General features: G+C 65.7%; 17 protein-coding genes and 1 tRNA gene. 2 read left to right on the plus strand and 16 right to left on the minus strand.

The window, feature by feature from the left end:
• Window positions 1–19 precede the first annotated feature (19 nt).
• The 11 genes from pheS to BLV92_RS12585 all read right to left on the minus strand — a co-directional run bounded on the left by pheS (window position 20) and on the right by BLV92_RS12585 (window position 10208).
• Window positions 20–1033, minus strand: a complete 1014-nt coding sequence (pheS, locus tag BLV92_RS12530; RefSeq protein WP_167627048.1) for a phenylalanine--tRNA ligase subunit alpha — start codon at window positions 1031–1033, stop codon at window positions 20–22.
• Between the two features lie 186 nt (window positions 1034–1219).
• Window positions 1220–1579 carry a 50S ribosomal protein L20 gene (rplT, locus tag BLV92_RS12535; RefSeq protein WP_007585475.1) on the minus strand — a complete coding sequence of 120 codons (360 nt, stop codon included), beginning with the start codon at window positions 1577–1579 and terminating at the stop codon, window positions 1220–1222.
• Window positions 1580–1607: 28 nt separating this feature from the next.
• The gene (gene rpmI / locus BLV92_RS12540) at window positions 1608–1805 is read right to left on the minus strand and encodes a 50S ribosomal protein L35 (RefSeq protein WP_004191477.1); all 198 of its coding nucleotides are present in this window, start codon (window positions 1803–1805) and stop codon (window positions 1608–1610) included.
• A 293-nt stretch (window positions 1806–2098) separates the two neighbouring features.
• Window positions 2099–2620 (minus strand): translation initiation factor IF-3, encoded by a 522-nt coding sequence (gene infC / locus BLV92_RS12545; RefSeq protein WP_090545341.1) that lies wholly within the window; start codon window positions 2618–2620, stop codon window positions 2099–2101.
• A 51-nt stretch (window positions 2621–2671) separates the two neighbouring features.
• On the minus strand, window positions 2672–4579 hold the full coding sequence (thrS, locus tag BLV92_RS12550) for a threonine--tRNA ligase (RefSeq protein ID WP_090545343.1): 1908 nt from the start codon (window positions 4577–4579) through the stop codon (window positions 2672–2674).
• Window positions 4580–4872: 293 nt separating this feature from the next.
• Window positions 4873–4949, minus strand: a tRNA-Val gene (locus BLV92_RS12560).
• 76 nt (window positions 4950–5025) lie between these two features.
• Entirely contained in the window at window positions 5026–7254 is a 2229-nt protein-coding gene (locus BLV92_RS12565) for a RelA/SpoT family protein (protein ID WP_090545345.1), read from the minus strand.
• A 63-nt stretch (window positions 7255–7317) separates the two neighbouring features.
• Window positions 7318–7671: a RidA family protein gene (locus BLV92_RS12570; protein WP_090545347.1), complete on the minus strand. Its 354-nt coding sequence runs from the start codon at window positions 7669–7671 to the stop codon at window positions 7318–7320.
• Window positions 7672–7725: 54 nt separating this feature from the next.
• Entirely contained in the window at window positions 7726–8652 is a 927-nt protein-coding gene (locus BLV92_RS12575; protein ID WP_090545349.1) for an alpha/beta fold hydrolase, read from the minus strand.
• Window positions 8653–8859: 207 nt separating this feature from the next.
• Window positions 8860–9501 (minus strand): CoA transferase subunit B, encoded by a 642-nt coding sequence (locus tag BLV92_RS12580; RefSeq protein ID WP_090545351.1) that lies wholly within the window; start codon window positions 9499–9501, stop codon window positions 8860–8862.
• A 2-nt stretch (window positions 9502–9503) separates the two neighbouring features.
• Window positions 9504–10208, minus strand: coding sequence for a CoA transferase subunit A (locus tag BLV92_RS12585; protein WP_090545353.1), 705 nt, complete (start codon window positions 10206–10208; stop codon window positions 9504–9506).
• Window positions 10209–10437: 229 nt separating this feature from the next.
• On the opposite strand from BLV92_RS12585, the gene BLV92_RS12590 reads away from it, so the two are divergent.
• A complete protein-coding gene (locus tag BLV92_RS12590; RefSeq protein WP_090545355.1) occupies window positions 10438–10992 on the plus strand; it encodes a PAS and helix-turn-helix domain-containing protein in 555 nt (184 codons plus the stop codon).
• Window positions 10993–11039: 47 nt separating this feature from the next.
• Here BLV92_RS12590 and BLV92_RS12595 read toward each other — a convergent pair whose 3' ends face one another.
• Together BLV92_RS12595 and BLV92_RS12600 are read right to left on the minus strand one after the other, a co-directional pair.
• Window positions 11040–11468: an acyl-CoA thioesterase gene (locus tag BLV92_RS12595; RefSeq protein WP_090545357.1), complete on the minus strand. Its 429-nt coding sequence runs from the start codon at window positions 11466–11468 to the stop codon at window positions 11040–11042.
• A gap of 71 nt (window positions 11469–11539) precedes the next feature.
• Window positions 11540–12319 carry an SDR family oxidoreductase gene (locus tag BLV92_RS12600; protein ID WP_090545359.1) on the minus strand — a complete coding sequence of 260 codons (780 nt, stop codon included), beginning with the start codon at window positions 12317–12319 and terminating at the stop codon, window positions 11540–11542.
• A gap of 187 nt (window positions 12320–12506) precedes the next feature.
• Here BLV92_RS12600 and BLV92_RS12605 point away from each other — a divergent pair, with 187 nt between their 5' ends.
• Window positions 12507–14180, plus strand: a complete 1674-nt coding sequence (locus BLV92_RS12605) for an electron transfer flavoprotein-ubiquinone oxidoreductase (RefSeq protein WP_090545361.1) — start codon at window positions 12507–12509, stop codon at window positions 14178–14180.
• Between the two features lie 84 nt (window positions 14181–14264).
• On the opposite strand, the gene aroC is transcribed toward BLV92_RS12605, so the two are convergent.
• From aroC to BLV92_RS12620, 3 genes are all read right to left on the minus strand, one after another.
• Window positions 14265–15365, minus strand: a complete 1101-nt coding sequence (gene aroC, locus BLV92_RS12610; protein ID WP_090545363.1) for a chorismate synthase — start codon at window positions 15363–15365, stop codon at window positions 14265–14267.
• A gap of 95 nt (window positions 15366–15460) precedes the next feature.
• Window positions 15461–17413, minus strand: coding sequence for an MFS transporter (locus tag BLV92_RS12615; protein WP_090545365.1), 1953 nt, complete (start codon window positions 17411–17413; stop codon window positions 15461–15463).
• A 130-nt stretch (window positions 17414–17543) separates the two neighbouring features.
• Window positions 17544–18002, minus strand: coding sequence for a CBS domain-containing protein (locus tag BLV92_RS12620; protein WP_090545367.1), 459 nt, complete (start codon window positions 18000–18002; stop codon window positions 17544–17546).
• Window positions 18003–18102: the final 100 nt, after the last annotated feature.

The following is an 18102-nucleotide window of genomic DNA, read 5'->3' on the forward strand; positions in this document are numbered from 1 at the left end:
CGTGCGCGGGCGTCTCGAATCAGGCGAACTGGCGCAGGAAGCGCAGATCGTTTTCGAAGAAGAGACGCAGGTCCTGCACGCCGTAGCGCAGCATCGTCAGACGTTCGAGGCCGCTGCCGAAGGCGAAGCCGATGTACCGCTCCGGGTCGAGGCCCATGTTGCGGATCACGGTCGGATGCACCTGGCCCGAGCCGGAAATTTCGAGCCACTTGCCGGCGTTCTTGCCCTGCTCGAACATCATGTCGATTTCGGCGGACGGCTCGGTGAACGGGAAATACGACGGACGGAAGCGCACCTGGATGTCGTCGCGCTCGAAGAACTTCTTCAGGAAGTCGGTGTAGACGCCCTTCAGGTCCGCGAAGCTGATGTTCTCCTCGATCCACAGGCCTTCGACCTGGTTGAACATCGGCGAATGGGTCGCGTCACTGTCGACGCGGTACGTGCGGCCCGGCACGATCACCTTGATCGGCGGCGTGTGCGTGCGCGCGTAGCGCACCTGCATCGGGCTCGTGTGCGTGCGCAGCAGCAACTGCCGACCGTCCGCATCCTTGCCGTCGATGTAGAACGTGTCCTGCATCGAGCGCGCCGGATGGTTCTCCGGGCTGTTCAGCGCGGTGAAGTTGTACCAGTCGGTTTCGATCTCCGGACCGTCCGCGACGTCGAAGCCGATCGAGCCGAAGATCTGCTCGACGCGCTCCCATGTGCGCATCACGGGATGCAGGTTGCCGGACCCGGTGCCGCGGCCGGGCAGCGTGACGTCGATCGCTTCGGCCGCGAGGCGCTGGTTCAGCAGCGCGTCGGCGAGCGCCTGACGGCGCGCGTTCAGCACCGCCTCGACCTGCTGCTTCGCGACGTTGATGCGCGCGCCTTCGGTCTTGCGCGCTTCGGGATCGAGCTTGCCCAATCCCTTCAGCAGTTCGGTCAGCGCGCCGGACTTGCCGAGAAAACGCGCCTTCTCGTTTTCGAGCGTGTTGGCGTCGGAGGCCTGTGCGAAGGCGCTTTGCGCGTCGGCGACAATCTGGTCCAGATCCATTGATCCCATTTTTCAACGTCAGTGTTTGAGTCAGTGGCGGCGTCCGGAGGCGCCGCCGGAAGCGAGACACGAGAAGCACGAAGTGGCTCGACCAACAAAAACGGGGCTCGGTGAGGAGCCCCGTTTTTGTTGCAGCGTCACCGAAACGACCGGATGTTCGCTGCAACGAACCACGCAGTGCCTGAATCAGGCTGCAACGGCGGCTTTCACCTGCTTGACGATCGCAGCAAAAGCAGCCTTGTCGAACACCGCCATGTCGGCCAGCACCTTGCGGTCGAGTTCGATCGACGCCTTCTTCAGGCCGTTGATGAACACGCTGTACGTCATGTCGTGCTGACGCACCGCCGCGTTGATACGCGTGATCCACAGTGCGCGGAACACACGCTTCTTGTTGCGGCGATCGCGGTAGGCGTACTGGCCCGCGCGCATGACCGCCTGCTTGGCGATGCGATAGACGTTATTGCGACGGCCGCGGTAACCCTTGGCCAGCTTGATGATCTTCTTGTGGCGGGCCCGTGCGGTAACCCCACGTTTGACTCGAGGCATGTTTCGCTCCTTTGAGTGTGAGTTGAGGTTACGCGAACGGCAGCATTGCGCGCACGGAGTTCAGATCGGAATCATGAACAGCCGTTGCGCCGCGCAGATGACGCTTGTTCTTGGTGGTCTTCTTGGTCAGGATGTGACGCTTGAAGGCTTGACCGCGCTTGACGGTACCACCCGGACGCACCACGAAGCGCTTCGCAGCGCTCTTCTTGGTTTTCATCTTGGGCATGACAAACAACTCCATTATTTGATGGACATGGGTGTGCGGTCGGCTATGCGGATAACCGCTTCGCCCTTGAAACCGCCCTTCGAAACCCACTCCACTTGGTATCGCAGACGGCCATGCTGCCGGCCGCCGCTATCAGGAAAAACGCCCGTTTGCCGCACTCTTCGTGCCGCGCGCGGGCGCCGTTCCGGAACCTGCAATCCGCTTCGCCGGTACGGCGAAGCGCACAACCTTGTTGATCCTGCTTTGGTGATCCTGCCTCACCCGCCGTGCGTCCGCGGACGCACGGCGCGTGCTTACTTCTTTTTCTTCGGCGCGAGCACCATGATCATCTGGCGCCCTTCCATCTTCGGCATCTGCTCGACCTGGCCCACCTCTTCGAGGTCGGTGCGCAGACGTTCGAGCATCCGCATGCCGATTTCCTGGTGAGCCATTTCGCGGCCCCGGAAACGCAACGTGATCTTCGTCTTGTCGCCGTCTTCGAGGAAGCGAACGAGGTTGCGCAGTTTGACGTTGTAATCGCCGTCATCGGTACCCGGGCGGAACTTTACTTCCTTCACCTGGATGACCTTCTGTTTCAGCTTCGCCTCGTGCTGCTTCTTCGCCTCCTGGTACTTGAACTTGCCGTAGTCCATCAAGCGGCAGACCGGCGGCACCGCCTGCGGCGCAATTTCAACCAGATCGACGTCCTGTTGTTCCGACATGCGGAACGCATCGGCCAGTTTCACGATGCCCAACGGCTCGTTCTCGATTCCGACGAGACGCACCTCGGGTGCAGTAATTTCACCGTTGATGCGATGCGACTTATCAGTAGCGATGTTACGTTTCCTCTAAAGATTAAAAAAACGAGCCGCGCTGCCGCAGTGGCTTCACCTGAACGACTGCACGTCTTCGCGCAGACGCTCAACGAACGCATCGACCGGCATTACGCCCAGATCGACGCCGCCACGGGCACGCACGGCTACCGTTTGTGCATCACGCTCCTTGTCGCCGACAACCAGCAGGTACGGGACCTTTTCGAGCGTGTGCTCGCGTATTTTATAGCTAATTTTCTCATTGCGCAAATCACTCTCCACTCTAAGCCCTTGTTTTTGCAACGTTTGGGCCACAGTGGCGGCATATTCGGCCTGACTTTCGGCGATATTCATCACGACCGCCTGCATCGGCGCGAGCCAGGCGGGCATCGCACCGGCATGGTGCTCGATCAGAATGCCGAGGAAACGCTCCATCGAACCGAGGATTGCCCGGTGCAGCATGATCGGGCGGCGGCGGCTGTTGTCCTCCGCCACGTATTCGGCGCCAAGGCGCTCCGGCAGCACCATGTCGAGCTGCAGCGTGCCGCACTGCCACGAGCGGCCGAGCGCGTCCTTGATGTGGTACTCGACTTTCGGGCCGTAGAACGCGCCTTCGCCCGGCAACTCTTCCCACGTGATGCCGCAGGCCGTCAGCGCGTCGCGCAGCCCCTGCTCCGCGCGATCCCACGTTTCGTCCGTGCCCGCGCGCGAATCCGGCCGCAGCGACAGCTTCACGTCGATGTGATCGAACCCGAAATCCTTGTACACGCTCATCGCGAGCGTATTGAACGCGATCGACTCGCGGATGAACTGGTCTTCCGTGCAGAAAATGTGCGCGTCGTCCTGCACGAAGCCGCGCACGCGCATCAGCCCGTGCAGCGCGCCCGACGCTTCGTTCCGGTGGCACGAGCCGAACTCCGCGTAACGCAGCGGCAGGTCGCGATACGAACGCAAGCCGTGATTGAACACCTGCACGTGGCCCGGACAGTTCATCGGCTTGATCGCGTAGTCGCGCTTCTCCGACTCCGTCGTGAACATGTTCTCGCGATAGTTCTGCCAGTGGCCCGACGCTTCCCACAGCGAGCGGTCCATGATCATCGGCGTCTTGATCTCAAGATAGCCCGCATCGTTGATGCGGCGACGCATGTACTGCTCGACCTGCTGCCACAGCGTCCAGCCGCGCGGATGCCAGAACACCATGCCCGGCGACTCGTCCTGCATGTGGAACAGGTCGAGCTGCTTGCCGAGCTTGCGGTGGTCGCGCTTCCCGGCCTCTTCGAGCATGTGCAGGTACGCGTCCTGGTCTTCCTTCTTCGTCCAGGCCGTGCCGTAGATCCGCTGCAACTGCTCGTTCTTCGCGTCGCCGCGCCAGTACGCGCCGGCGACCTTCATCAGCTTGAAGACCTTCAGCTTGCCCGTCGACGGCACGTGCGGGCCGCGGCACAGGTCCGTGAAGCCGCCGTGCGAATACAGCTTGATTTCCTCGGCGCCCGGAATCGACTCGATGATCTCGGCCTTGTACTTCTCGCCGATGCTCTTGAAGTAATCGACCGCCTCGCCGCGCGTGACGACGCGGCGCGTCACCGGCTCGTCGCGCTTCGCGAGTTCCTGCATGCGCTTTTCGATCTTCTCCAGATCCTCGGGCGTGAACGGCCGGTTGTACGCGAAATCGTAGTAGAAGCCGTTGTCGATCACCGGCCCGATCGTCACCTGCGCTTCCGGATACAGTTCCTTCACCGCGTACGCGAGCAGGTGCGCCGTCGAGTGGCGAATGATGTCGAGTCCGTCCGGGTCCTTGTCCGTGACGATCGCGAGCGACGCGTCGCGGTCGATCAGCGTCGACGTATCGACCAGTTCGCCGTCGAGCTTGCCGCCGAGCGCGGCCTTCGCGAGTCCCGGGCCGATCGAGGCCGCGACTTCGGCGACGGTCACCGGATGATCGTACTGTCGAACCGAACCGTCGGGCAGACGTATCGAAACCATTGCTTCCTCCAAAAGTGCCGGCGACGGCACGTCGAACATCGAGTTCAGAAACTGGCCCACGCGGAACTCAGGGCAAAAGCCGAGGGGCGAAAAAAATGCGGCCCCGCTTTCGAGGGGCCGCATTCACTTTTCAAACCAGACTGCAAGGGCGAAAGAGGTCCTCGACTAGCGTCGCTCCGAAGTGGTTTCGGTGAACGTTCGCGGTGTCATAACCGTATTCGCCCTGATGCGCCGAGTGTCGGAGTATCTTTCTACTCGCTGAACCCCCGGCAGAGCCGAGGCTTCGATTTCGTTGGTAGGCTCGATTGGACTCGAACCAACGACCCCCACCATGTCAAGGTGGTGCTCTAACCAGCTGAGCTACGAGCCTAGAGAAGCCGAGAGTATAGCGAGCCTGGGAAAACCCTGCAAGCCCTTTCGAACTCCGGCGCATCGGGCCGCCGCCGTCAGCCCTTGCGCGACGCGCGCACGACGCCGGTCACCTCGCCGAGCAGCGCGCACGCGCGCTGGACCTGCGCGGAGTTCGACACCTCGACGGTGAACTGCATGTACGCGGCGTTGCGGCGCGACTGCGTCTTCACGCCGATCACGTTCATCTTCTCGCGCGCGAACACTTCGGAGATGTCGCGCAGCAGCCCCTGGCGGTCGGTCGCCTCGATCATCACGTCGACCGGATACACCGATTGACCGCGCCCGCCCAGCACGTCCGCGGACCACGTCGTCTGCAGCACGCGCTCCGGCGCGCGCTCCGCCATCCGCAGGAACGTCGGGCAGTCGGCGCGGTGGATCGACATGCCCTTGCCGCGGGTCACGAACCCGCAGATGTCGTCCGGCGGCGCCGGCCGGCAGCAGCGCGCAAGCTGCGTCAGCAGCGCGTCGACGCCGACCACCAGCACCCCGGTCGATGCGCCGTGCGCGACGCTCGCGCCGCTCGCGCGCTTTGCCAGTTGCTCGGGCGCCTGCTCCTCCGGCTCCGGCGCCGGCGCGTCGTGCAGCGCCTGCTCGACGTTGCGCAGGCTGAACTCTTCCTTGCCGACCACCGCGAACAGGTCGTCCGGCGTCCGGAAGCCGAGCTTCGCCGCAAGCTGATCGAGGTTCACCGACGTGCGGCCCTCGCGTTGCAGCGTCTTTTCGACCATCGCGCGGCCGTTCGCGATGTTCTCCTGCGACTCGATCGCGTTGAACCACGCGCGCACCTTCTGCCGCGCGCGCGGGCTGTGCAGATAACCCAGCTGCGGATTCAGCCAGTCGCGCGACGGGCCGCCCTCCTTCACCGCGACGATCTCGATCGTCTGGCCGTTCTGCAACGGCGTGTTGAGCGGCACCATCGCGCCGTCCACGCGCGCGCCGCGGCAGCGGTGCCCGAGTTCGCTGTGCAGGTGGTACGCGAAATCGACCGGCGTCGCGCCGCGCGGCAGCGCGATCACGCGCGCCTGCGGCGTCAGCACGTAGATCTGGTCGTCGTCGAGCGTCGCGTGGCGCAACTGCTCCCACGGCTGCTCGCTGTCCGATACGTCGTCCTTCCACGCGAGCAACTGGCGCAGCCACGCGATCTTCTCGTCGTAGCGGCCGGTCGCGCTGACCTGCCCGCCGTAACCGCGCGCGCCCGCTTCCTTGTAGCGCCAGTGCGCGGCGACGCCGTACTCGGCGAACTGGTGCATCTCCTGCGTGCGGATCTGCACTTCGAACGCGCGGCCGTCGTCGCCGATCACGACCGTGTGCAGCGAACGATAGCCATTCGGCTTCGGCCGCGAGATGTAGTCGTCGAACTCCTTCGGCACCGGCTGCCACAGGTTGTGCACGATGCCGAGCACGGTGTAGCAATCCTTGATGTCCGGCACGATCACGCGGAACGCGCGCACGTCGTAGAGGCGCGAGAAGTCGAGATCCTTGCCGCGCATCTTGCGCCAGATGCTGTAGATGTGCTTCGGCCGTCCGCTGACCTCGGCGTCGATGTTCGCGGCGGCCAGTTCCTGCCGCAGCCGCTCGATCGCCTGCGTCACGTACGCCTCGCGCTCGACGCGCTTCTCGTCGAGCAGCTTCGCGATCCGCTTGTACGTCTGCGGCTCCTCGAAGCGGAACGCCAGATCCTCCAGCTCCCACTTCAGCTGCCAGATGCCGAGCCGGTTCGCGAGCGGCGCGTAGATTTCGAGCGTCTCGTGCGCGATCTCCGGCGCCGGCGTGATCTTCGCGGCCGCGTAATAGCGCAGCGACTGCAGCCGCGACGCAAGCCGGATCAACACGACGCGAATGTCCTGCGCGAACGCGAGCAGCATCTTGCGCAGCGACTCGACCTGCGCGCGCCGCGCGGACTGCGCGTCGCGCGCGTCCTCGGGCGCGTTCTGCGTGACCCGCAGGCTCACGGTGCCGAGCCGCAGCAGCTTGCGCACGTCGAATACCAGCTTCGCGACTTCGTCGCCGAAGCGCGCGGCGATCGCCTTCTCCGGATCGTCCAGATGCGGCGGCACGTTGAACAGCGCCGCCGCGAGCACCGCCGGCGGATCGACGTTCAGCGTCTGCATGATCGACGCGGTGCCCTGCGCGTGGTCGATCACCGCCTCGCCGGTGGACAGGCGCGCGTCGCCCGCGTGCTCGCGCACGAACGCGAGCGCGTCGTCGAGCGACGGCAACAGGGCCGGCGGCGCGGGAACGGACGGAACGGTGTCGCTACTCATGAGGCAAGGCCCGCCGCCGAAACGGCCGGGCAACAGACGGGAAGAACGGTGGCGGCAGCGCCGTTAGCCGCGCTGCGCAGCGACGACGACGATCTCGACGAGGCACGCGGGATTCGCGAGCTTCGCCTCGACGGTCGCGCGCGGCGGCGTGGCGCCCTGCGCGACCCATCCGTCCCAGACCGCGTTCATGCCGGGGAAGTCCTTCATGTCCGCGATGTAGATCTGCACCGACAGCAGGTGCGACTTGTCGCTGTTCACTTCCGCGAGCAGGCGGTCGATGTGGCCGAGCACCTCGCGGGTCTGGCCGGCGATGTCCTGCGTCGTGTCCTCGGCGATCTGGCCCGCCAGATAGACGGTGCCGTTGTGGACAGCGATTTCCGAAAGACGCGGACCGACGTGGTGACGAATGACTGCCATGAAAACATTCCTGTTGAGGTGGGGCCGGCGGTGCGCGCGCCGGCTAATCTCATATTATGACGCGTCGGCGGGGGCGCCGTCGAAGAAACGGCGCGCGACGTCGATCTGCTCGACCGCCAGAAACGCCGGCGCATGGCCGACGCCTTCGATCTCGACGCTCGACACCCGCTGCCCCGTTTCGACCATTTTCGCGACGGTTTCGCGCGACAGCAGGTCCGATTCCGCGCCGCGCACGACCAGCACCGGTCCTTTGATCGCCGCGAACGCGCGCCACAGGAACGCCTCGCCGGCCGCATTCTGCTCGGGCGTGACTGCGGCAAAAGGCTGCGCGATGCGCGGGTCGTAGCGGAAGCGCCATGCGCCGTCGACCTCGTGCAGCAGCGGCGTGTTGATCTCGCGCCATTCGTCGGCGCTCAGCGGTCCGAACGAGCGTGCGAGTTGCGCCGCGCGGTCGATGCCGTCCTGCTGCGTCGAAAACCGCTCGTCGTTGCCGAGATAACTGCCGATGCGTTCGAGCGACACCGGCTCGATGTGCGGACCGACGTCGTTCAGCACCATCCGGCCGATCGGCGCGTCGGGCAGCCCGGCGAGCGCCATGCCGATCAGGCCGCCCATCGACGTGCCGAACCAGTCCACGCGCGCGACGCCGAGCCGCGCGATCAGCGTGACCATGTCCGCGACGTACTGCGCGATGCCGTAGCCGTTCGGATCGGCGAGCCACGACGACAGCCCGCGCCCGACGACATCCGGGCACACCACCCGATAGCGGCCCGACAGCGCGGCCGCGAGCCGGTCGAAGTCGCGGCCCGAGCGCGTGAGGCCGTGCACGCAGACGAGCACGCGCGGGTTGTCGCGCTCGCCCCATTCGGTATAGGCGACGCGGTGCAGCCCCGACGGGCTGATGCACTGGACGAACTGCTGGCGCGGGGTGCTGGAAAAAGCGGCGGACGAAGCGGCGGACGAAGCGGACGTGGCGGTCATCGTGGAGTCCTTGCAGGAGAATGCTGACGAAGGCTGACGAAGGCTGACAAAACGGCCGGTCGATTGTAAACCGCTTTGCCGCGGCGAACCGGCGGCGGCCTCCCGGCGCCACGCTGCACCCAAAAAACAAACGGGCGGGACCTGCGTCCCGCCCGCCGCCGGCGACGCATGCGGCCGGCCGCGAACGGCCGCCGCAGCGCGCGTTCGTCAGTTCACCGCGCTCACGTCGAGCGGCGCGCCGGTCTTCGCCTTGATCTCGTCAACCGTCACGCCCGGCGCCAGTTCCGTCACCTTCAGGCCCGCGTCGGTCACCTCGATCACGCCGAGGTCCGTGATGATGACGTCCACGACGCCGACGCCGGTCAGCGGCAGCGTGCACGCTTCGAGGATCTTGTGCTGGTCGCCCTTCGCGACGTGCTCCATCAGCACGACGACGCGCTTCACGCCCGCGACCAGATCCATCGCGCCGCCCATCCCCTTGATCATCTTGCCCGGGATCATCCAGTTCGCGAGGTCGCCGGTCTTGCTGACCTGCATCGCGCCGAGGATCGCGAGGTTGATGTGGCCGCCGCGGATCATCGCGAACGAGTCCGCCGACGAGAAGATCGACGAACCCGCCAGCGTCGTCACCGTCTGCTTGCCCGCGTTGATCATGTCCGCGTCGACTTCGTCGTCGGTCGGGAACGGGCCGATGCCGAGCAGGCCGTTCTCCGACTGCAGCCACACTTCGACGCCGGCCGGCACGTGGTTCGCGACCAGCGTCGGCAGGCCGATGCCGAGGTTCACGTAAAAGCCGTCCTGCAGTTCCTTCGCCGCGCGCGCGGCCATTTCGTCACGATTCCAGGCCATGGTCATTCTCCTTTCGCGCGGACGGTGCGTTGTTCGATGCGTTTTTCCGGGTGCGCATTCAGCACGATGCGCTGCACGAAGATGCCCGGCGTATGGATCTGGTCCGGATCGAGTTCGCCGTTCTCGACGATCTCCTCGACCTCCACGACCGTGATCTTGCCGGCCATCGCGCACATCGGGTTGAAGTTGCGCGCGGTGCGGCGGTAGATCAGGTTGCCCGACTTGTCCGCCTTCCATGCCTTCACGAGCGCGACGTCGGCGGTCAGCGAGTGTTCGAGCACGTAGTGGTTTTCACCGAACTGGCGGGTTTCCTTGCCTTCGGCGATCAGCGTGCCGTAGCCGGTGTTCGTGAAGAACGCCGGGATGCCCGCGCCGCCCGCGCGCAGCTTCTCCGCGAGCGTGCCCTGCGGCGTGAATTCCAGTTCGAGTTCGCCGGACAGGTATTGCCGTTCGAACTCCTTGTTCTCGCCGACGTACGACGAGATCATCTTCTTGATCTGCCGCGTTTCGAGCAGCAGGCCGAGGCCGAAGCCGTCGACGCCCGCGTTGTTGCTGATGCAGGTGATGCCCTGCACGCCCGTGTCGCGCAGCGCGGCGATCAGCGCCTCCGGAATCCCGCACAGCCCGAAGCCGCCGACGGCGAACGTCTGCCCGTCGCTGACGATGCCATCGAGCGCGGCAGCCGCGCTCCCATAGACCTTGTTCATCTGTGTGTCCCTTCCTCGTATGGAAATCCGAAACCGGTTCGGCGCGCCCGGACGGCGGACGGCTGCGGCGCGTCCCGACACGTCATTCTAGCCACCCGCCGCCGGCACTGCCGTGGCACGGGTCCGCGACGCGCCCGCGCCGTATTCCGGATGGGTGCAAAGGGTACGCTGCGCGCGCGATACGGCACAATACGCAAAACTACATAAAGTCATACCCGCATCGCCCGCCATGGCCGCACACGCTCCGCTCGACTATCAGACCGCCTTTCATCTCGCCCCCGTCGGGCTCGTGCTGTCGCGCGACCGCATCATCGAGGACTGCAACGACCAGCTCGCCGCGATCTTCCGCTGCGCGCGCGACGCGGTGATCGGCCGGTCGTTCCAGGTGCTGTATCCGTCGGCGGACGAATTCGAGCGGATCGGCGAGCGGATTCCGCCGATCATGACCGCGCACGGCAGCTATGCGGACGACCGTATCATGAAGCGCGCGGACGGAGAACTGTTCTGGTGCCACGTGACCGGCCGCTCGCTCGACCGCGCCGATCCGCACGCAGCGGGCGTCTGGACCTTCGAGGACCTGAGCGCGACGCGGCGCGTCGCGGTCGAACTGACGCCGCGCGAGCGCGAAATCGCCGCGCTGCTCGTGACCGGCAAGACCAGCAAGCAGATCGGCCGCATCCTCGACATCAGCTCGCGCACGGTCGACGTATATCGCGCGCGGCTGATGCGCAAGTACGACACCGGCAACGCAACCGAATTGATGCAGCGGCTGCTCGGCCAGTGAGCCGATGCGCCGATCCCGCGCGACGCGGCCCGCCTGGCGAGACGCGGTCAGATCTTGACGAGCGGCGCCTGTTCGATCGTCGTGCGCAGCAGGTCCGGCATCGGCACCGACTTGCCGGCCGCGTAGTCGACCCACACGCAGCGGGCGTTGCCGCGCGCATACAGCGTGTCCGGGTCGTCCGCGCGGCGCAGTTCGAAGCCCGTGTCGAAACTGCTGCGGCCGGGCTGGCCGACCGTCATCCGGCATACGATGTCGCCCGGGTAGTGCAACTGCTTGAGGAATTCCATCGACGCGTTGACGATCACCGGCCCCTGCCCTTCGCCGTTGCCGCCGCCGATTCCGACGTGCTCGAACCACGAGATGCGGACCTGTTCCATGTAGCGGAAATAGACCGTGTTGTTCACGTGGCCGAACGCGTCCATGTCGCCCCAGCGGATCGGCATCGACATCTCGAATACAGGATGGTAATCAGTCATCGAACTTCTTCTTGCGGATAAAAAAATGCGCCGAGTCTGACGTCTGACAGACAGCGAGCGGGCCGCGCCGGTCAGGCCAGCCCGAAGCCGTCGTCTGCGGCGATGACCGAGCCGTTGATGAACTGCGACTCGTCGGCGGCCAGCAGCAACAGCAGACCGTCCAGGTCCTCGGGTTTGCCGACGCGGTGGCGCGGCAGCATCGACATCAGCTTCTGCCCCTGGTCGGTCGTCCAGTGATGGTGATTGATCTCGGTGTCGATGTAGCCCGGGCAGATCGCGTTCACGTTGATCCCGTAGCGGCCCCACTCCAGCGCCATCGACTTCGTCATGTGCACGACCGCGGCCTTGCTCATCGAGTACAGGCCGATCTGCGGCAGCACGCGCAACCCCGCCATCGACGCGATGTTGATGATCCGGTACGCCGGCTTCGCGCCCCCACCGTTGCCGCGCATCATCATCCGTTTCGCGACTTCCTGCGCGACGAAAAAAGCGCCGCGCGTGTTCGTGTCGAACACGTATTCGAAGTCCGCGGGCGTCACCTCGGCGAGCTTCTGCGTGGTCGACACGCCCGAATTGTTCACGAGGATGTCGATCGTGCCGGCCTCGGTCTCCGCGTGCGCGACCGCCGAGCGGATGCTCTGGTAGTCGGTCACGTCGAGCGACACCACATGCGCGGCGCCGCCGCTCGCCTCGATCTCCGCGCGCAGTTCCTTCAGACGCTCGACGCGCCGGCTCGCGAGCACGACCTTCGCGCCCGCCTGCGACAGCACCTGTGCGAAGCGCTTGCCGAGACCGCTCGACGCGCCCGTGATCATCGCCACCTTGCCTTCCAGATTGATCGAACGGCCCATTACGGTTTTTCCTGGTTGAACCTGCAACGTAGTGCGGAAGCCGGGCATCGACGCGACGCGCTTTGCGCCCGATGCTCGCTTGAAACAGAACGACCGTGCTAATCTCTGCGTCTCGGGTTGCGGCCCGGAGGACCTTCCCGGACAATACGAACCCGAAAAAAGTATTCTAATGGCAAGAGGAGCTTTGATGACCCCCGCAAGTCTTTTGGAGCAATACGGCCCGCGCGAATCGATGGAATACGACGTGGTGATCGTCGGCGGCGGCCCGGCCGGGCTGTCGGCGGCGATCCGCCTGAAGCAGTTGGCGCAGGACAAGGGCGTCGAAATCGGCGTGTGCGTGCTGGAAAAAGGCTCGGAAATCGGGGCGCATATCCTCTCCGGCGCGGTGATGGACCCCCGCGCCATCAACGAACTCATCCCCGACTGGAAGGAAAAAGGCGCGCCGCTCACCGTGCCCGTCACCGAGGACCGCTTCCTGTTCCTGTCGGAGACCAGCGCGAAGCCCGTGCCGAACTGGGCGCTGCCGGACAACTTCAAGAACCACGGCAACTACGTCGTCAGCCTCGCGAACGTCACGCGCTGGCTGGGCCAGCAGGCCGAGGCGCTCGGCGTCGAGATCTTCCCCGGTTTTCCCGCCGCCGAAGTGCTGTACAACGATGACGGCTCCGTGAAGGGCGTCGCGACCGGCAACATGGGCATCGGCAAGGACGGTCAACCGACCGAAAACTTCCAGCTCGGCATGGAACTGCACGCGAAGTACACGCTGTTCTGCGAAGGCGCGCGCGGCCACCTCGGCCGCCAGCTGCAGGAGAAGCTGAAGCTCAACCGCGACGCGGACCCGCAGGTGTACGGCATCGGCATCAAGGAACTGTGGGAGATCGATCCGGCGAAACACCAGCCCGGCCTCGTGATCCACACCGCCGGCTGGCCGCTCGACTCGCAGACCTACGGCGGCTCGTTCCTCTATCACATCGACAACAACCAGGTGATGGTCGGCTTCGTCGTCGGCCTCGGTTATACGAATCCGTACCTGTCGCCGTTCGAGGAATTCCAGCGCTACAAGACGCATCCGGAAATCCGCAAGTTCCTCGAAGGCGGCAAGCGCGTGTCGTACGGCGCGCGCGCGATCACCGCCGGCGGGCTGATGTCGCTGCCGAAACTGGTGTTCCCGGGCGGCGCGCTGGTCGGCGACGACGCGGGGTTCCTGAACGCGTCGCGGATCAAGGGTTCGCACGCGGCGATCAAGACCGGCATGCTCGCGGCCGAAGCGGCGTTCGACGCGGTGCAGGCCGGCCGCCAGAACGACGAACTGGCCGCGTATCCGGAGGCGTTCAGACAGTCGTGGCTGCACGGCGAACTGTACCGCGCGCGCAATTTCAAGCAGTGGATGAGCAAGGGCCTGTATCTGGGCACGCTGATGGTCGGCATCGAGCAGAAGCTGCTGGGCGGCAACGTGCCGTGGACGCTGCATCACCAGCACCGCGACCACGAGATGCTGAAACCCGCGTCGCAGAGCAAGCCGATCGAGTATCCGAAGCCGGACGGCAAGCTGACGTTCGACCGGCTGTCGTCGGTGTTCATCTCGAACACGAACCACGAGGAGAACCAGCCCGCGCACCTGACGCTGAAGGACGCGAGCGTGCCGGTGGACGTGAACCTGCGCACCTATGCGGGTCCGGAGGGACGTTACTGCCCGGCCGCCGTATACGAGTTCGTGAAGAACGACGACGGCAGCGAGCGCCTCGTCATCAACGCGCAGAACTGCGTGCACTGCAAGACCTGCGATATCAAGGACCCGACGCAGAACATCGTGTGGGTCACGCCCGAGGGCGGCGGCGGGCCGAATTATCCGAACATGTGAGACTCACTCACGCCCATGAAAAAACGCCGCGTCACGCGGCGTTTTTCGTGGCGGCTCAAGCGCGCAAATTCACGCGCGCCGGCCTCATTCGTCGCTCGCCGCGATCTTGGGCGTCATCACCACGACGTCGCCGCACTGCGCGCGATGGCGCAACGCATGGTCGATCAGCACGAGCGCGAGCATCGCCTCGGCGATCGGCGTCGCGCGGATGCCAACGCACGGATCGTGGCGGCCGAACGTCTCGACAGTCGCCGCATCGCCCGCCTTGTCGATCGAGCGGCGCGGCGTGCGGATGCTCGACGTCGGCTTGATCGCGATCGACACGGTGATGTCCTGCCCGGTCGAGATGCCGCCGAGCACCCCGCCCGCGTGATTGCCGTGGAAGCCGTTCGGCGTCAGTTCGTCGCCGTGCTGCGAGCCGCGTTGCGCGACGCTCGCGAAACCCGCGCCGATCTCCACGCCCTTCACCGCGTTGATGCCCATCATCGCGTGCGCGATGTCCGCGTCGAGCCGGTCGAACAGCGGCTCGCCCCAGCCGACCGGCACACCGCTCGCGACGACGTTGATCCGCGCGCCGATCGAGTCGCCGTCCTTCCGCAATGCGTCCATGTACGCTTCGAGCTGCGGCACGACCTCCGCGTTCGGCACGAAGAACGGGTTCTCCGGCACGTGCTTCCAGTCGACGAACGGCACGTCGATCTCGCCGAGCGAGCGCATGTAGCCGCGCACCTCGACGCCGAAACGCTCGCGCAGCCACTTCTTCGCGACCGCGCCCGCCGCGACGGTCGGCGCGGTGAGCCGCGCGGACGAACGGCCGCCGCCGCGATAGTCGCGAATCCCGTACTTCTGCCAGTACGTGTAGTCCGCATGACCCGGGCGGAACGTCTCCGCGATGTTGCCGTAGTCCTTGCTGCGCTGGTCCGTGTTGCGGATCAGCAGCGCGATCGGCGTGCCGGTCGTGAGGCCTTCGAACACGCCGGACAGGATCTCGACCTGGTCGGCTTCCTGGCGCTGGGTCACGTGGCGCGACGTGCCGGGCTTGCGGCGGTCGAGTTCGAGCTGGATGTCGGCTTCGGCCAGCGACAGGCCCGGCGGGCAGCCGTCGATCACGCAGCCGATCGCGGGGCCATGGGACTCGCCGAAGGTGGTGACGGTGAAAAGCGTACCGAGCGTGTTGCCGGACATGGCGGTCGTCCAAAGTAAAACGGGGAATCCGTGATTATGCCAGTCCGGACGGGTTGCCGCGTGGCGCGGGCCGCGCGGCGGCCGTCAACGCCGCCCTATCGTCGCGCCCCGCGCAACGCCGCCACCGCCTGCTGCAACCGGTCCAGCGTCGCCGTGTCCGGATCGAGCGGCTCGCCCACCGCGAGCGTCAACCGGCTGGTCAGCCCGCGTCCCACCGCCCGCTCCAGCCCGGACGCCGCGTGCCGCGAGAACACGCTGCCCCACAGCCCGCGCAGCGCCATCGGCACGACCGGCACCGGAGAACGCTTCAGGATTTCGATCACGCCATGGCGGAACGGATTCAGTTCGCCGGTGCCGGTCAGCTTGCCCTCGGGGAAGATGCACAGCAGTTCGCCGTCCGCGAGCGCGCTCGCGCACTGGTCGTAGGCGGCCGCGAGTCGCGCCGGATCTTCGTGCGCCGGCGCAACCGGAATCGCCTTCGCATGACGGAACACCCAGCCCGCGAACGGCGTGGCGAAGATCCGGTGATCCATCACGAAGCGGATCGGCCGCGGGCTCTCGGCCATGATGACGAGCGCATCGACATAACTCACGTGGTTGCAGACCAGCACCGCCGGCCCCCGCGCCGGAATCCGCTCCGCGTGCACGACGCGGATCCGGTAGACCGTATGCACGAGCAGCCACGCGACGAAGCGCAGCAGGAATTCCGGCACCCGCGCATAGATGTACGCGGCGACCACGACGTTCAGCAGCGCGGTCGTCAGGAACAGGCCCGGAATGCCGACGCCCGCCGCGGTCAAGCCGATCGCCATCAGCGCGGACAGGATCATGAACAGCGAATTCAGGATGTTGTTCGCGGCGATGATCCGCGCGCGATGGCTCGGCTCGCTGCGGCTCTGGATCAGCGCGTACAGCGGCACGCTGTAGAAGCCGCCGAACATCGCGAGCAGGAACAGGTCCGCGAGCACGCGCCAGTGCGCGGACGTCCGCAGGAACTCGCCGACCGACAGCAGATGCCCCGCGCGCGGCAGCGCATGGCTCGCGAAAAACAGGTCGATCGCGAACACGCTGATGCCGATCGAGCCGAGCGGCACGAGGCCGATTTCGAGGCGGCGTTTCGACAGCCGCTCGCACAGCAGCGAACCGATCCCGATGCCGAGCGAGAACATCGCGAGCAGCAGCGTCACGACGTCCGCGTCGGCGGACAGCACGTCCTTCGCGAAGTTGAAGAACGACGCGAGGAACGTCGCGCCGACGAACCACAGCCACGAAATGCCGAGCAGGCTCAGGAACACGGTGCGGTCGCGATGCGCGAGCTTCAGGTTGCGCCACGTCTCGCTGACCGGGTTCCAGTTGATCGTCAGGCCCGGCTGCGACGGCGCGCACGGCGGCACGAACGACGACGCGAAGCGCCCGGCTACCGCGACCGCGATGCAGATGCCGCCGAGCCACACCGCGCCGCCCGCGGTGCCGGCGCGCGCGCCGATCCCGGCGGCCAGCCCGCCGACGATCGTGCCGACGAGAATCGCGACGAACGTGCCCATTTCGACGAGCCCGTTGCCGCCGACCAGCTCGTGCTCGTCGAGGTTCTGCGGCAGATACGCGTATTTGACCGGCCCGAACACGGTCGAATGCACGCCCATCAGGAACGTGCACGCGTACAGCAGCGGCGCGCTGTGCAGCCAGAAGCCGGCCGCGCCGACCAGCATCACCGCGATCTCGAAGGTCTTGACCCAGCGCGTCAGCAGCGCTTTGTCGTACTTGTCCGCGATCTGGCCGGACGTCGCGGAGAACAGCAGGAACGGTGCGATGAAGATCGCGGAAATCATAAACGCGGCCGTCGCCGGATCGACGCCCGAGAAGCGCGCCGCCTGGTACGTGACGAGCGACGTGAAGCCGATCTTGAACACGTTGTCGTTCATCGCGCCGAGGAACTGCGTCCAGAAGAACGGCGCGAAACGGCGCTCGCGCAGCAGCCGGAACTGCGACGGGTGCTCGCCGTCGGCGCGGGCCGCGCGGCGCGCGGCGGGAATCGGACGATCGCTCATGGAAAAAGAAAAACGGGAACTCGATGATGCGCGACCGGGCCGCGCACATGAAAAAGCGCGCCTCACGCGCGCTTTTTCTTGATCTTCGACAGCGGGCGGCCCGAGGCCGCGCCGCCGTCCGACAACGGGCTTACTGCGCTGCCGGACGCTGTTCGTCGTCTGGCCAGTCGCGAATATACGCCTTCAGCATGCGGTTCTCGAAACCCTGCTCCTCGACGACGGTCTTCGCGACGTCGTAGAACGAGATCACGCCCATCAGCGCGCGGCTGTCCATCACCGGCAGATAACGGACGTGGTGTTCGAGCATCATCCGCCGCACTTCGTTGACGTCGGTTTCCGGCGTGCAGGTGATCGGATGGTCGTCCATCACCTTGCGGATCGTCGTCGAGCCGACGCTGCCGCCGTTCGTGCGCAGCGTCAGGATGATTTCGCGGAACGTCAGCATGCCGACCAGATCGCCGTACTCCATCACCACCAGCGAGCCGATGTCGCGCTCGGCCATCGTGTTGACCGCGTCGTGCAGCGACGTATCGGGCGTGACCGTGTACAGGGCGTTGCCCTTGACCTTGAGAATGTCGCTGACGCGCATGATGTGTCTCCTGACGACGCTGGCGGGATTGTGGGAGATGGGGAAGAGAGAGATACCTGTTTTCGATCCTAGCGGAAAGGCCGACAAAAGGAAAGCGACC

This window comes from Paraburkholderia caballeronis, assembly GCF_900104845.1.
Lineage (GTDB): Bacteria > Pseudomonadota > Gammaproteobacteria > Burkholderiales > Burkholderiaceae > Paraburkholderia > Paraburkholderia caballeronis.